General features: G+C 36.5%; 16 protein-coding genes. 9 read left to right on the forward strand and 7 right to left on the reverse strand.

Annotation, left to right across the window (positions count from 1 at the left end; all coding sequences use genetic code 11):
* On the reverse strand, positions 1–508 hold a 508-nt coding region (locus EPU_RS11580), incomplete at its 3' end, for a hypothetical protein (protein WP_010167280.1).
* A gap of 171 nt (positions 509–679) precedes the next feature.
* Between EPU_RS11580 and EPU_RS04885 the strand changes: the two genes are divergently transcribed.
* Positions 680–1,612 carry an ROK family protein gene (locus EPU_RS04885; protein WP_010167282.1) on the forward strand — a complete coding sequence of 311 codons (933 nt, stop codon included), beginning with the start codon at positions 680–682 and terminating at the stop codon, positions 1,610–1,612.
* Between the two features lie 71 nt (positions 1,613–1,683).
* Here EPU_RS04885 and EPU_RS04890 read toward each other — a convergent pair whose 3' ends face one another.
* The 3 genes from EPU_RS04890 to spoIIID form a co-directional block, all read right to left on the reverse strand.
* A complete protein-coding gene (locus EPU_RS04890) occupies positions 1,684–2,394 on the reverse strand; it encodes a TraX family protein (RefSeq protein ID WP_010167284.1) in 711 nt (236 codons plus the stop codon).
* A 104-nt stretch (positions 2,395–2,498) separates the two neighbouring features.
* On the reverse strand, positions 2,499–2,882 hold the full coding sequence (locus EPU_RS04895) for a hypothetical protein (protein ID WP_010167286.1): 384 nt from the start codon (positions 2,880–2,882) through the stop codon (positions 2,499–2,501).
* Positions 2,883–2,991: 109 nt separating this feature from the next.
* Positions 2,992–3,246, reverse strand: coding sequence for a sporulation transcriptional regulator SpoIIID (gene spoIIID, locus EPU_RS04900; protein WP_010167288.1), 255 nt, complete (start codon positions 3,244–3,246; stop codon positions 2,992–2,994).
* A gap of 213 nt (positions 3,247–3,459) precedes the next feature.
* Here spoIIID and EPU_RS04905 point away from each other — a divergent pair, with 213 nt between their 5' ends.
* The 8 genes from EPU_RS04905 to adhE all read left to right on the forward strand — a co-directional run bounded on the left by EPU_RS04905 (position 3,460) and on the right by adhE (position 9,481).
* Entirely contained in the window at positions 3,460–4,158 is a 699-nt protein-coding gene (locus EPU_RS04905) for a 5'-methylthioadenosine/adenosylhomocysteine nucleosidase (RefSeq protein WP_010167289.1), read from the forward strand.
* A 988-nt stretch (positions 4,159–5,146) separates the two neighbouring features.
* A complete protein-coding gene (locus EPU_RS04910; protein WP_010167291.1) occupies positions 5,147–5,356 on the forward strand; it encodes a hypothetical protein in 210 nt (69 codons plus the stop codon).
* Positions 5,357–5,377: 21 nt separating this feature from the next.
* On the forward strand, positions 5,378–5,587 hold the full coding sequence (locus EPU_RS04915) for a hypothetical protein (RefSeq protein WP_010167292.1): 210 nt from the start codon (positions 5,378–5,380) through the stop codon (positions 5,585–5,587).
* Between the two features lie 21 nt (positions 5,588–5,608).
* Positions 5,609–5,818: a hypothetical protein gene (locus tag EPU_RS04920; RefSeq protein WP_010167293.1), complete on the forward strand. Its 210-nt coding sequence runs from the start codon at positions 5,609–5,611 to the stop codon at positions 5,816–5,818.
* Positions 5,819–5,839: 21 nt separating this feature from the next.
* Positions 5,840–6,049 carry a hypothetical protein gene (locus EPU_RS04925; RefSeq protein ID WP_010167293.1) on the forward strand — a complete coding sequence of 70 codons (210 nt, stop codon included), beginning with the start codon at positions 5,840–5,842 and terminating at the stop codon, positions 6,047–6,049.
* 21 nt (positions 6,050–6,070) lie between these two features.
* On the forward strand, positions 6,071–6,280 hold the full coding sequence (locus EPU_RS04930) for a hypothetical protein (RefSeq protein ID WP_010167294.1): 210 nt from the start codon (positions 6,071–6,073) through the stop codon (positions 6,278–6,280).
* Between the two features lie 21 nt (positions 6,281–6,301).
* Positions 6,302–6,508 (forward strand): hypothetical protein, encoded by a 207-nt coding sequence (locus tag EPU_RS04935; RefSeq protein WP_010167295.1) that lies wholly within the window; start codon positions 6,302–6,304, stop codon positions 6,506–6,508.
* A gap of 360 nt (positions 6,509–6,868) precedes the next feature.
* Entirely contained in the window at positions 6,869–9,481 is a 2,613-nt protein-coding gene (gene adhE / locus EPU_RS04945) for a bifunctional acetaldehyde-CoA/alcohol dehydrogenase (RefSeq protein ID WP_010167297.1), read from the forward strand.
* A gap of 45 nt (positions 9,482–9,526) precedes the next feature.
* Here adhE and EPU_RS04950 read toward each other — a convergent pair whose 3' ends face one another.
* From EPU_RS04950 to EPU_RS04960, 3 genes are all read right to left on the reverse strand, one after another.
* Complete coding sequence (locus EPU_RS04950; RefSeq protein WP_010167298.1) at positions 9,527–10,468, reverse strand: murein hydrolase activator EnvC family protein; 942 nt, start codon at positions 10,466–10,468, stop codon at positions 9,527–9,529.
* Positions 10,469–10,674: 206 nt separating this feature from the next.
* Positions 10,675–11,577 (reverse strand): SpoIID/LytB domain-containing protein, encoded by a 903-nt coding sequence (locus EPU_RS04955; protein ID WP_010167299.1) that lies wholly within the window; start codon positions 11,575–11,577, stop codon positions 10,675–10,677.
* An 88-nt stretch (positions 11,578–11,665) separates the two neighbouring features.
* Complete coding sequence (locus EPU_RS04960; protein ID WP_010167300.1) at positions 11,666–15,919, reverse strand: fibronectin type III domain-containing protein; 4,254 nt, start codon at positions 15,917–15,919, stop codon at positions 11,666–11,668.
* Positions 15,920–15,991: the final 72 nt, after the last annotated feature.

Below are 15,991 nucleotides of genomic sequence, written 5' to 3' on the forward strand. Positions count from 1 at the left end.
TAATGGCAGCCTGAAGCGGATATTTTGCTATATGAATTGCCATATATTTGGGGCGTGTTTGAAACTTGATTTGATATATAGCATCTTGTATCTGAATGATCATATCTGCGACAAATACTTCAAAACATATAGTATCTTTAAGAAAATCTAAGGATAAAAAGTGTATATGGGCATCTGTTATTTCGGTTGATAGGTATCTATCAAGATAGTCGGTTTCATATAAATAATCGAGTGTTCCAAGAAACATGCGTGGAGAGGTCTGAAACAGTGTAGTTAATATTTGATTCAATTTTGAGATAATACAGGGGCTTAGATTTTTGGCTACAGACTGACTGATACCTAAAAAATTTGCTGCAACTTCGGTGGATTTAAATATCGTCTCGAAGATGGGTAGCAAATAAGATAATTTATCTTGGTCTGTTGTGCTTAATTTGGTGTGTAAGATTTGTAATAAATGTTTAGTAACAAATTTTTTATTGATTCTAGCATATCGTCTGTCAATGGCCATTTTATAGAGGTCTCCTAACCGATGTGATAAAAAAACTGCAGTCATATTATAATTTGATATTATTAAGTTTGCAAGACTGTTCAAAGAAATAATATGCGAACTGAGTAATTGCACCTTGATATGTATGCAGAAATTAGATATAATAAAAAAATTACTGTAGGAGGTGTAAATATGTATTATATAGGAGTAGATTTAGGCGGAACCAATATAGTAGTTGCGTTATTAAACGAAGAGGGAAGTATTTTAGATGTTATTACAAAGGATACTAAGCGAGAACGTGTAGTAGATCTAATTTTTGACGACATCATTGCAAGTACAGAAGAAATCATTACTCGAAATAATTTAGCAAAAACCGAAATAAAAGGTATAGGTATTGGAAGTCCAGGAATGATAGACTCTAAGGCGGGAGTAATAGTATATGCCAATAACATTGCAATAGACAACTTTGCAGCAGTTGAGTATGTGGAGGCAAGGACCGGAATAACTACAAAAATCGCAAATGATGCGGACTGTGCAGCGCTAGGAGAAGTAATTGCAGGAGCAGCAAAAGGAACAGAAGATGCGGTAGTGATTACATTAGGAACAGGCGTTGGCGGAGGAATTATAATCAATGGCAAAATCTTTAATGGATACTTTGCTGGAGGAGCGGAAATTGGGCATCAAATCATTGTGAAAGATGGGATAAGATGTACGTGTGGAAATTTTGGTTGCCTAGAGTCATATGCATCTGCAACAGCTCTCATCAATATGGCAAATGCAAGGGCAAAAGAATTTCCGGAATCCAAGTTGGCAACGATAGATGAACAGAATATGACAGCCAAGATACCATTTGATTTTGCATGGGCCGGCGACGCAGTTGCAAAGCAATTAATTGAGGACTATATAGATTATGTGGCAATAGGTGTTGCAAATATAATAACAGTATTTAAACCACAAGTAGTGTTGATAGGTGGAGGAGTATCGAAGCAAGGAGATAAATTGATCAATCCATTGACCGAGAAAGTAAAGAAATATGCTTTTGGAGGAGATATGCCGACGCAAATTCGAGTTGCGACACTGGGTAATGACGCGGGAATAGTTGGAGCGGCAATGTTAAATCGATAAGAGAGGTTTAGTTGTCAAAATAAAAAACCACTGCAATAAAATAGACAGAAGCAGTGGTTTTTTTTTGATGATTAATGTAGCATCGCGCTTATTACTACTAGCAAAATTAAATGTGCAGGATAAAATACATAGAACACCCATTTATAATTTGATTTGGTATGAGGGAGATAGTAAATTGGTATGATGGCTAATGCAGATAACCATTGATTTGCTCCTGGAAATCCATAAAAAACAATACTTAAAACGCCAATAATGGCTCCGCAAATAAGCAGGCTTTTTTTAGATTGATTGAAAATCAATATCCAAACATAGAAGATGAATACAACGCAGATTCCATACGCGCCATAATCGCAAGAATGAGCATAATATAATATGATCATTCCAAGTAGGGCTTGAGCAAATTGATGTAGAAGGCTGCTTTTTTGCACTCTCGTAAAGTCCATAATTTTCAAAAAAATGAGGGCAACACAAAATGTAAAACCAATATTTAACGTATAAAACAAGTAGACCCAAAGATCTGTTGTGAACAATTGTATAAAGCTGATACCAGATATTAGCATAGTGAACGGAATTTGTGCGATTATTGCCATAGTGAGCATTCGAATCAGATACTTGTTATAATTTTTGGTGTGTATGTACCCGCTAGCAAGCATATAAGCAAAGATTGGCATACTAACACGGCCAATTGCTCTTAGTACAAGATAAGAAGTGGAGAATGGATCTAGAAATGCAATAGCAAAGTGATCAATAAACATTGTGATAATTGCAAATATTTTTAACATAAGTCCTCCTAAGTGATTTTTTTTTATTATAGCATCTAAATAGTATAAAGTGTAGTCTTAAAAACAAAAAAGCTAGTTACCCAGAGATAACTAGCAAAAAAAATTTAGATATTTGCAGTTGCGGCTTTTTGATTAAACTTGGCAGCTAGAACAACGGCTAAATCGTCGGTATTGTTTGGTGTGTGTGTCTTGATAAGGTCAGAATTTTCAATGATTAAATCTAGAATAAGATCGATATATTTCTGAAGTTTTGCGGAATTTAAGATATTTGGATTATAGATGACCTCGATAATGCAATCAGACTTTGAAACATTGATAGAATCAACTCCATTGATTTGCTCAAAAAGTTGAACAACTTTATCGATATATATATCATCCTTATCTTTTATAGCGCCGATTCTTTTGGAATATATTTTGAAAAGACCTGTGGAATCTTCTACTATTTTAAAATCTAAATAATTTTTAATAAAATGCTTTTTTAAACCCATAAATAAATATCTCCTTTACTATAAATTTATTACATTATATCATAGTGGAGAAAAATTGTAAATAAAAAAAGCTAGCTATCCAAAAACTCGATAACTAACTGCATTGGAATTATTTCATTCCTCCAAGATATTTTTCCCTGGTTGCATTGCCGCCACGTAAATGCCTGTCTGCTTTATTTTTGTCAAGAATAGCACGAGCTTCCATGGCGAGTTGTGGGTTGATTTTTTCTAGTCGTTCTGTAACATCCTTGTGAACTGTGCTTTTACTTATACCAAATTTTTTTGCGGTTTCTCGTACGGTGGCTTTTTTGCTGATGATAAAATTTGCTGCTTGTACGGCTCTCTCTTCAATATAAGGTTTCAAGAAAAGGCCTCCTTTAAAATCTTTACACTTGGTTAATAATATGCGAGAAGTCAAAAATATATTACTTGTTTGTAAAAAAAATATACTAAAAATAATATTTATAAAAATTAGAATAAGTAAAGTTGAGTTATACAGGATATTTAATGGTCATTGCCTTGAAAATAAATTAGAAACATTTATAATAGTAAAAAACTAATGATAGGGAGAAGACTAATGAAAACAATTGGAATTATAGGAGCAATGGAAGAGGAAGTTAATGCGCTGAAAAAGAATATGCAAATATCGAATGTTCAAACAAAAGCAATGATGGAATTTGTGAAAGGAAAATTTCAGGAAAAAGAAGTTGTTGTAGTTAAATGTGGAATAGGTAAAGTGAACGCCGCAGTATGTACTCAAATATTGGCAGATGTATTTGCAGTGGATTATATTATTAACACCGGAGTTGCGGGGGCATTGCATCCAATTTTAAATATTGGAGACATTGTAATTTCGAGCGATACAGTTCAACACGATATGGATACCACGGCATTTGGAGATCCAAGAGGAGTAATTCCGCGAATGGACAATTCATATTTCGAAGCGGATCAAATGTTGATAGACCTAGCAAAAGATATAAGCGAAGAAGAATTGGATAATAATGTTTATGTAGGCAGAGTTGCAAGTGGAGATCAATTTGTTGCAAGCGTAGATCAAAAAGATGATATATACACCACATTTAACGCGTATTGTGCGGAGATGGAGGGAGCGGCAATTGCTCAAACTTGCTATCTAAATAAGATACCATTTGTAATATTACGAGCAATATCTGATAAAGCGGACGGGTCTGCAGAAATGAATTTTACACATTTTACAGAATTGGCGGCCAAAAATGCCATAACTATTCTTTCAAATATGATAAAAAAGATTCAATAATAAAAAAATGAAAGAGAGAGCTATCTAACTGTCATAAAAAATAGCTTTAGACAAAGTGTTTGTAAGTTTTTTGGTGAGGTCAAATAAAATATGATCAACTTGAGCACATTACCTAAAATAAGGAGTGTGCTTTTATTATTTTTAAGTATCTATATTTATAATAGAAGGATTTTTTTATTTTAACAATATTTTACAATCAGCATAATGATGTTTTTGGAATTCTAGATAAGATAATAAAATGTACATATTTTGAAGCTTATATTTATAGTTAGAAGCAACTATCGTGTTAATTTCAAAAGTAAGGAGAATAATAGCTAAATTTTGGCGCAGTTTTACTACTACTTTTTAAAACTTTTGCAGGGCGAAATAATATTTATTGCAACTTTTAGAAGATAGAGAATATATTGTTAGAGTAACACGGATAAAGTTAGCATAACAAATTAATAGAAGGAGGATGCGAAGATGGATCAATACTTTCCATTGTTTTTATATATGATGTTAAAGAAAAAACCGAATAAAAAGTAGTAGAAAGCGACGATCAAAACTAATAGAAGGAGGATGCGAAGATGGATCAATACTTTCCATTGTTTTTATATATGATGTTAAAGAAAAAACCGAATAAAAAGTAGTAGAAAGCGACGATCAAAACTAATAGAAGGAGGATGCGAAGATGGATCAATACTTTCCGTTGTTTTTATATATGATGTTAAAGAAAAAACCGAATAAAAAGTAGTAGAAAGCGACGATCAAAATAAATAGAAATGAGGATGCGAAGATGGATCAATACTTTCCGTTGTTTTTATATATGATGTTAAAGAAAAAACCGAATAAAAAGTAGTAGAAAGCGACGATCAAAATAAATAGAAATGAGGATGCGAAGATGGATCAATACTTTCCGTTGTTTTTATATATGATGYTAAAGAAAAAACCGAATAAAAARTAGTAGAAAGCGAYAKCAATAAACTRGAWAGAAAGGAGGGATGTTAAGATGGGAAACATGATGAGAGTGTTAATGCTAATAGGAGTATTTACATTTGCCTACGTATTCGCAACAGTATTTTTAGGATTCAATCCAGCGGGTGTAACAGTGGTAGATGCGCTAGCAAGATCTGAAGCGGCAGAGATGGCAACGAAGTTTGTGATGAATCTAAGTGTAATGCTAGTGTTACTGATAGGATTTCGCAAGTTATCAGCATAGTAAAAAAAGGAGATGAGAGAGATGGGCAATGCAATGAGAGTGTTAATGCTAATAGGAGTATTTACATTTGCCTACGTATTCGCAACAGTATTTTTAGGATTCAATCCAACGGGTGTAACAGTGGTAGATGCGCTAGCAAGATCTGAAGCGGCAGAGATGGCAACGAGGTTTGTGATGAATCTGAGTATAATGCTAGTGTTACTAATAGGATTTCGTAAGTTATCGGCATAGTAAAAAAAGGAGATGAGAGAGATGGGCAATGCAATGAGAGTGTTAATGCTAATAGGAGTATTTACATTTGCCTACGTATTCGCAACAGTATTTTTAGGATTTAATCCAGCGGGTGTAACAGTGGTAGATGCGCTAGCAAGATCTGAAGCGGCAGAGATGGCAACGAAGTTTGTGATGAATCTAAGTATAATGCTAGTGTTACTAATAGGATTTCGTAAGTTATCGGCATAGTAAAAAAAGGAGATGAGAGAGATGGGCAATGCAATGAGAGTGTTAATGCTAATAGGAGTATTTACATTTGCCTACGTATTCGCAACAGTATTTTTAGGATTCAATCCAGCGGGTGTAACAGTGGTAGATGCGCTAGCAAGATCTGAAGCGGCAGAGATGGCAACGAAGTTTGTGATGAATCTGAGTATAATGCTAGTGTTACTAATAGGATTTCGCAAGTTATCAGCATAGTAAAAAAAGGAGATGAGAGAGATGGGCAATGCAATGAGAGTGTTAATGCTAATAGGAATATTTACATTTGCCTACGTATTCGCAACAGTATTTTTAGGATTCAATCCAGCGGGTGTAACAGTGGTAGATGCGCTAGCAAGATCTGAAGCGGCAGAGATGGCAACGAAGTTTGTGATGAATCTAAGTATAATGCTAGTGTTACTGATAGGATTTCGCAAGTTATCAGCATAGTAAAAAAAGGAGATGAGAGAGATGGGCAATGCAATGAGAGTGTTAATGCTAATAGGAGTATTTACATTTGCCTACGTATTCGCAACAGTATTTTTAGGATTTAATCCAGCGGGTGTAACAGTAGATGCGCTAGCAAGATCTGAAGCGGCAGAGATGGCAACGAAGTTTGTGATGAATCTAAGTATAATGCTAGTGTTACTAATAGGGTTTCGCAAGTTATCGGTGTAATATAAAAAAGGAGATGAGTGAGATGGCTAATGTAATGAAATTTAATTCGAAGGCGATAACAAAATTAGGTACTGTAGGGACAATATTATTGAGTATCAGAAAGTTGTCTCTCTAGCTTAAACTCCATCTTTCGATTTTGAGAGGTGGAGTTTTTTAATTCTACTTAAATTTTATATTGTGGTAAAAAATATTTTGTGGATTTATAGTTTTTTTTTGAAATAGGATTGACTAAAGTGAAAAATACTGCTAGAATTTAAGTGTTATGGACATCTATTGACAACTCTGCATATAGTTAATAGCGTATGTTGAAGTGTATAATAGAAAAAATTAATTTCATTATCTTTAAGGAGGATTTTTTAAATGTCAGAAATAAAAACTGAAACAACTCCCGTAGTAGAATCTCCAACAGCAATGGTTGATACTCTTGCTAAAAAAGCTGAAGTAGCTCTAGAGGAATTTTTAAAACTCGATCAAGAGCAAATTGATGATATAGTAAGAGCAATGTCGCTTGCTGGATTGACTGCTCAAATGAAGTTAGCACGCATGGCAATAGAAGAAACTGGCCGTGGTATTTTTGAAGATAAAGTTACGAAAAATATATTTGCAACAGAATATATCTACAACAATATTAAAAATCTAAAAACAGTTGGAATTATAAATGATAACCAAAATGAAAATTATTTTGAAGTAGCAGAACCAGTGGGAATAGTGGCGGGTGTTACACCAGTTACAAATCCTACGTCAACAACTATGTTCAAAGCTATTATTGCGGTTAAAGCTAGAAATCCGATTATTTTTGGATTCCACCCATCGGCTCAGAAGTGTTCAAGAGAAGCGGCGATGATTTTAAGAGACGCTGCCGTGGCTCATGGTGCTCCAAAAGATTGTATTCAGTGGATAGAAGTTCCTTCACTAGAGGCTACTGGTGCTCTTATGAATCACCCAAGTGTATCAATGGTATTGGCTACTGGTGGTGGTGCGATGGTAAAAGCAGCGTACTCAACTGGTAAACCAGCTCTTGGTGTTGGACCTGGAAATGTTCCGTGTTTTATAGAAAAAACTGCGAATTTAGAGCAAGCTTTAACTGACCTAATATTATCTAAGTCATTTGACAATGGAATGATATGTGCATCTGAACAAGCGGCGATAATAGAAGCACCTATATACGATAAAGCAGTGGCGTTTATGAAAACTCAAGGTTGCTACTTTGCAACTCCAGAAGAAGTGAAAAAAATAGAGCCAGTTGTAATTAATCCAGAAAAGCAAATGGTTAATGCGGCAATTGTAGGGAAATACCCATATGAAATAGCGGCTCTTGCGGGAATTACAATCCCAGAAGATACAAAAGTATTGTGTTGTGAAATTGATGGCGTTGGGGCGGCGTATCCACTTTCTCGTGAAAAACTTTCTCCAGTGTTGGCAATTGTGAAAGCTAAAAATGTTGAAGATGGTATTTGCAAAGCTGAAACAATGGTTGAACTAGGTGGATTAGGACACTCTTCTGTTATTCATTCTCACGATGAAGCAATTATTAAAGAATTTGGTAAGAGATTAAAAACTGGACGTATTTTGGTGAATTGCCCATCTACTCATGGTGCGATAGGAGATATTTATAACGCAAACACTCCATCTCTAACTCTAGGCTGTGGGTCTTATGGTAAAAATTCCACAACATCAAACGTTTCTACAGTAAACTTAATCAATATTAAAAAGGTGGCGAGTAGACAATTGAATCTTCAGTGGGTTAAACTTCCAAGCAAAATTTATTTCCAACCAGGATGTATTAGTTATTTATCTAAAATGGAGAATATCAAACGTGTTCTAGTCGTAACCGACCCGATGATGGTTAAGTTAGGTTATGTAGATAAAATGATTTACCAACTTAATAAAAATCTTGACAAACCAATTATAGAAATATTTAGTGAAGTTGAGCCAGATCCAGACCTTGAGACTGTAAGAAAAGGAACAGAAGTAATGAATCAATTCCAACCAGATACAATCATTGCTCTTGGTGGAGGTTCTCCTATCGACGCTGGTAAGGCTATGTGGTTATTCTATGAGGCACCAGAAGCAGACTTTATTGGTATGGCGCAAAAATTCTTAGATATCAGAAAGAGAGTTTATACTTTCCCTAAAGTTGGTAGAAAAGCGAAGTTTGTTGCGGTTCCAACAACATCAGGAACTGGTTCTGAGGTTACTTCTTTTGCAGTTATATCTGATAAGTCTACAAATATGAAATACCCTCTAGCGGACTACGAGCTAACTCCGGATGTTGCGATAGTTGATCCAAATTTTGTAATGTCTCTTCCAGCATCAGTGGTGGCTCCAACTGGTATGGACGTTTTAACTCACGCAGTAGAGGCATATGTTTCTATAATGGCATCAGACTATACCGATGGTTTGGCGATAAAAGCTATTCAATTAATATTCGATTATCTTCCAAGATCTTATAAAAATGGTGCAAAAGATCCATTGGCAAAGGAAAAAGTTCATAACGCATCTTGTATTGCTGGTATGGCATTTACAAACGCTTTCCTAGGTCTAAATCACTCTATTGCACACAAACTTGGAGGAGAGTTCCACCTAGCTCACGGTCTTGCTAATGCTGTGTTAATGCCTTATATTATTGAGTATAACGGGGTAATAAATCCTTCTAAGCTAACTAGCTTCCCGAAATATGAAAAATATATAGCGGCAGAAAGATATGCAGAAATTGCAAGAGCTTTGGGACTTCCAAGTTCAACACCAGAAGAAGGCGTAAAATCATTAGCTAAAGCAGTTCGTGATTTGATGAAAGAACTTAATGTTCCATTAACATTTAAAGCTTGTGGTGTTGATGAAGCTGTTTATTTAGCGGCTATTGAAGATCTTTCATACAAAGCATTTGAAGATCAATGTACTACTGCTAATCCTAGACTTCCAAAAGTTAAAGAAATTCAAGAAATTCTTCGAGTTGCGTACTACGGAAAATAAAAATTGGCAAAAAAAAGAGAGGGCGACAGCATTAGCCGCTCTCTTTTACTTTGTAATCAAAGTTTGAGGATTTATAACTTCATCATCTTTTGTTACTTGTAAATAAATATTGCTCGGCTTATTTATGAAAGGGCCTTTTGATCCTCCGACTAATCCGATAGGATCTCCGATTTCTACTGTTTGACCAATTAAAGAGCTATTAGGCTTGCCACCTTGAAAGCCGTAAATGCTTTTATATCCATTTCCATGGTCAATAACCATCAATTGTCCAAGATTTCCAACATTTAGAGTGGTTGGAAGGTCTGTGTAATCTTCAACTATTTCTAATACAACTCCATCTGCAACGGCCAAAACTTCTGTTCCTATCTCGGCCTCTAAGCAAATTCCCATCGTTCTCATTGTATTGCCTAGATCGCTCCACCAGTGTGCGGTCGAATCATCTGTATAGTCTACAATAATTTTTCCATCTACAGGAAGTTTAAAGATATCTCCTTTTGTAAAACTAAGAATGTCTTCTTGAGTTGTAGAAACTGTTTCTGAAACTGCAGAAACGGTTTCTGGCTCTTGTTCTATAGGTTCTTCTTCTTTTTTAGGTTGGCTAACTACTTCTGCCACTTTCTCAGGTTTTGGTTCGATTATTTTAACGATTTCTACTTCTGTTTCAAGTACGGCTTCTGTTTCAAGTATGTCTTCTATTTCTACAGGAGAGACAACTTCTTCAGTATGTTCTGGTTCGATTTTTAGATCAATTTTGGGACTCTGATTGGTATCTATTACTATAATATCTGGTTTGATTTCAACATCCGACTCAGATACTTCTATGGCAGGAATTTCGACTTCCTCTTGTGCTATTTGTGTTTGTTGTTCTTCTGGAGCATCTCCATTCCTTGTAGGAAATGAAAATATTGCTGCAATAGCGCCAATACTGACTGCTGTTACTGCTACGTAGAACCCGTAGGCCTTAAAAAATTGTTTAAATTTGTTCATAAAACTTTAGCAAGGAATTTTCTACCTTATAGATAGTGGAGGAGTGTTCCTTACGTACCTTCCTTTCTCCATCCTATCAGAGGATACCATAATGAGTATTCTCTAAATGCTTGTTCAATCTGATCAGCAATCGGTTCGTTAATACTAAAGGTTGCTGATTACCTCCGTCTTTTAAATTATGGACAAGGAAAAAATTTTTTATACAATTATTTGTTAATTTTTTTAATTTCTGTGTCAAAATAGTAATATTTTAAAATAACTTCATATGTATTTCCGAGTTTAGCATACTCTTTGGCGCCATTTTGACTTAAACCCACGCCTGTTCCATCACCATGTTGGCGAAAAATGATATTGCCGTCTTGAACGGAGATCTCAACATGAGATGATGTAAGTCCAAAAGTTTGTAAAAAGGCTTGCTCGTTGAGAATAGAGCTCCCAAATTGTATAGCAGTGATATACCCGCTGTCATCTATGTCAACAATTTGAATTTGCTGAGCAAGGTAAGTTTCGTTAATTACAATATCTGGGAAATTTGATTTCAACATATCGATAGCTTGAGYTGTGGTATATTGCAGTTCTTTTATGGTGGCATCTACAGGGCTTGGCACTGCTTGCAAATATGCTATATCTATACCGTAAAAATCTATACTGTCGCGGGTATTGCCCGCACTTGACGCGTGGTATACTGGTTCAATTAGTTCGTCGTCATGATAAATCACAATGTCTTCGGTAGAAGTAACGGCGGATAAATATACAGAATATGCTTTGTCGTAGTTAGATCCAAATTTATCTTTCATTTGCTGCGTTGTTAGCGGAAGCAAGTCTTTTTGTATCCCATAACCTAATTGCGATCGTGTTAAATATGTTCTAAATATTATAGCATTAACCTTTATATATTCCATAGGTTCGGTATAGTTTACTTCTTGTGCGAGCATTCCGATGATCTGGTTTTGTAGTAATTCGTCGTAGTCAACAATTTCCACGGCATCTGTTGTGGCTATTGTAAATAAAATATTTTTGTGGTGATGCCCACCTATAAATGTCATAAATATAGGCAAGAAAATTAAACACCCAAATAATATTAAAAGATATGGTACTATGCGCTTCAAAAAAATCCCTCCTCTTATAACAGTACACCAAAGAAAGGGCGAACTAAGCGCCCTGTCGTACCATAATTATATGATTAATTGGACAAACTTATAACCCTAGGGCCAGTAAAATATCGCATACATAGTCGTATGTGGCAACATCTTGCGCTCTAAAACTTGTTGCATCGATCAAACCTAATGCAGATGCTTTGGCAATACTTGCTTGATATTGAGGACTAACATCGGCAAAATATGTGGATGTAGCGCCGACAGGATACCCGTTGCGAAGCTCATATAGTTTTATGAGTCCGGCTAAAGCTGATTCATTGGTGGCGGCTTCAGAGAGGTTGCCTATGAATAGTCCAGAATTACTGACTTGATTTGCCTGTGTAGTGCTTATAGGAGCATCGAGGTTTATTACTAGATCGCCCATGGCTATGCCTAACATTAAATTGGCAAACTGTGTTCCGCCAACTGCAGTGTTTCCAAAGTATTTGGTGCCTATTTGACTGATCCCATATCTCGTTGCGATATCTTGCATTGAATGTGTCATATCTCGAGAAAGTCCAATGTTTTGAATAGTATATAGTGCGTTGATGCCTACTGTATTTGTATCAAACGATATAAACATTCCGTCTGTTGTGTTGCTTTTGGTAGAAGGGAGTTGATCCCATCTTCCAGATGCCGTGTCATATACTTGAGCAATGAGATCGACAGGAGCGTATTCGTTGATTCTAAACCCAACTTCCATGGCAGGATAAAGTGTATATACTGGATTGGTTATTCTAGAGCTACTGATCATATTAATACTAGAATGCTCGGCCACTTGAAATAAATATGGATAATCGAGTCTAGCGTTGCCTAGATCATAGTTTCCAAGAGGTGTAAATGAGAACATTGCTTTGTCGGTGCTGCGAGAAGTACTGAGGTTAATGCTGCGAGGGTCGATTTCGTACGCTGCAAGGAGTGTATTTACTTTGAGAGTCATGCCTCGGTTTGCAAGTGCTTGCAGTATTTCTATAGGAATGGTTAATCGTCGAGAATATGCATTAATATAATCGTCGTATAGCATTAAGTCGACTTCGAAAGTTCCAATGTTTTTATCTAATATTTGTGTAATAACTCCCTCGGGATTTACGATCTCATAATCCCAAATTCCGGTATTGTTATTAAAATTTTCTTCAAAATCGGTATCAAATTCGATAACATTGTCTGGCTCGCCGGTGTATTCATCTTTGGAAGTTTGAGTAACGATAATTACCCAGTTACTATATTCTGATTCCTTCGAAATAATGCGATCGGTTTCCGTATCTTCTACTGTAACTATTGCTTTGACTTTAACAAAATAGTCTTGATTGGCTTTTAAGTTGTTAAATTTAACTATATTTTTCGCAAGGATTTCAAATGGATCATCTTCGGAGCCGCCGTCTGCCTTATTTTCTTCTGTTACAGTTAATTCAATTGCATCGATAAATTCTATGTTATTTGCAAATTCGACTGTATAGGCATAGGTTTTGATCATGCTTCCAGATGTCATTTCGCCAAAGTCATTTTCGTCTTTTTCCCATTGCACAGTAATGGATGTGTCTGTTACGGGTTCGTATTCTAATCCCAACTCTATTAGGCTCAATTTAGAAGCAGGGCCAAGGCTGATTGGCACGTCTGGCGCTGCAATAGGCAGTGTTTTGGCAAATACTGGAGAGCTCCAGGCAGATGTGATATCGCCTTCTTTTTGCTTTGCGCGTATCCATACGTAATATTCAGTTTCAGGAAAAAGCCCAACAATTTCGATATAGGCATTTTCGCCATCGCCCACAAAGAACTCGCTATTTGGATCCGATGAAACATCAACGGGGTAGGAAATTGCGTCTGCCGCGTCGGGATCATCGAGTCTGCTATAAACCATCTCGTAATCAAACTTGTGATTATATTTAAAAAACACTTCGATGCTAGAATCTGTAACATCGGAGAGGTTTAAATTGGGAACAACAGGTATTTCTTCCTCGCTTGTAAAGTTTGCTAATGTATTATAAATGATAAAACTAGGATAGGATTGAATGAGCTTGGTGCCGTCGTCTAAAACTCGATATGCTCTAACAAATGTAATATAAGCGGTATTTGCTAGCAGATCTTCTACCTTATGCTCATTCCAAATTAAGCCATACTCATCTCGATCCACACCAATGGCAGGCTCTTCCCATCCGGCGTTCCAATCTGGATCTCCCCCTTCTGTTGCCATCAAATAAATCCATTCTTCGAGAGGCATTCCAGCGTGCATATCCTTAACTTGCTCATAAGGCAAAGTTTTAATTTCATATTTGATATTGTTGCCTAAGCTTACAGGGCGTGACATAAAGTTGCTTGCAAAAAAGTTATTGCCAACATAATCTGATACTTGATCCAAATTAGCAGATGTAATAAGATCTATACCAATAGTGGAGACGTCGTTTGGTTGCTTAAAAAAGACTTTGGGATGCGATTCACTTAAAAATACCGAAGGATGCCATTGTGATGCGAGCTCGATATTCTCTGGATAGTCTGCATAGAAATCTTCGTTGGCTGCAGAGCCCCTATATATGATTTCATGCCAATCCTCGCGCCACAAAACTGCTGCAGAAGATGTTGTAAGGCTATTATCCTTAAGTTTAATAGGTGGCTTGCCCAATATTGGAGGTACAAATATATCGCCATTTTTGTCGATCGTTATTGCAACTATTGTTGGCTCTGAAGTTGCGTATGTAGCGCCATTTGGTCTTTTGGCAACTATTTGAATGTAGTAGGTTTTGTTGGTTGCAAGGGGACGAAGTGTTTCGGATACGTCATAATAGCTTGTAAGATACTTTTTGAAGCCYACGGTATCTCCAAATGGAGTTGATACCAACGTGGCGTTATCATCAGGATCGATTCGAATATTTCGTTCGATAGGTGCAAGTCCGTTGACTAGTAGTGTACTATCGAGTGATTCTTTGCGTTCGGTGACCCATATATCATAGACCAGATCGTAGTCGAATGTTTCAAACGCTTCGACAGATTTTGTAGTATAGGCATCCCATACCAATTGAATKGTGAGAGGAGCGGTATCGATTACAGTGAATGTTTGCTGAGCAAGGTCGGTTGAATTATACGGAGTGGTATCGTTTTTGACGAGGTATTCGCGTACTGTTTGCGCATTGAGATCCAATCCAGCGTGATATGGTTTAGGAATTTGAGGAGAAGCTGGTTTTTCAACTGCATCATAAGGAATATACTCCACTTTTCCGCTGATTGGTGGTGGAGATAATACATTGCTAGTAGCGAGGTCGGTAAATTCAAATTCTAGCCAATATGTTGTGGTGGTGACAGGTTCGTACAATTCGTAATATCCAATAAGAGCACCGTTGTTGTCACTAAATGTAAAAATTTCTTGTGGATTTTGCCCTGCAACTTGTGCAAAGACGCTGGTTTTGGTAAGGGAATACGAGTTTTCGAGAATGCTAGCCGAGATGTTCCATTCGAGCCTAATTTTGCCATTGCCTACATTAAACACTTTGAGAGGAATGCTGGTAATAGCGCTAACAACTTTGGGATCTACGCTGATCGTTGTTTGCTCTTTGAGAGGGTTTCCGTCTGAAAATGTTGGCAATACATACACAGAATACATCTGGCCAGGGCTTATACCTTCTGATATCAAATATTTAACATATGAGCGACCGTCAGAAGGATCTTTAAATATATTATCTGCAGTTAAGTCGATATCTTTTATTGTAATATATCCCTCTTCGGGAAAGTCTCCGATATTATCTGCAGCACCTTGGGTGATTCCTATTTGGTAACTGATAGAAGGGATATGTTCAAAGATTAGTTCTAATCCTGCATCAGTTCCTGTAACTTTAGTATCGAAGTTGGTGATAAATTTTAGTGTTGCTGGAACAGATTCTACGATAACATCGTTATTCTCATTGGTTTGAGGATCAAAAATTGTGTGAATATGTCGTGCGTATAGATCGATCTCATAAAATGCACCGTTAAATAAAAACGTACTGATATCTTGCTCCGTAGTATTTTCGCCAATGGTGATATCATCTATAGCAGGAAAAAAGCTCATCTCGTCTTGGATATCCAAAGAATATGAAGAGAGGTCGTGAGATCCTGCAACGTCAATGGCGGGGTCAGAGCCAGAAGTGTCTCCGTCCATATCTGCAGCAATAGAGGGTCGTGTCCAGCCTATCAATACATCTGGAATTATAGAAGAGGTGCCATTTGGTTTATGGGTGATGTTTGCATATAAATCGGTGGGTGGGTCCTGAGGATTTGCTAATATATTTAATGGAAGCATGGCAACGCATACAAAAATAGCTGCAAATGTTGATCTAATTAAATGCAAAAAAATTCCTCCTTTACAAATAGATATGAAAAAAGGCGATCGAATAATTAGCATCGTCGCCATTTTGTCGTA

Origin of the sequence: Candidatus Epulonipiscium viviparus, from assembly GCF_000171335.1 — a bacterium.
In the GTDB taxonomy this organism is placed as follows: domain Bacteria; phylum Bacillota; class Clostridia; order Lachnospirales; family Cellulosilyticaceae; genus Epulonipiscioides; species Epulonipiscioides viviparus.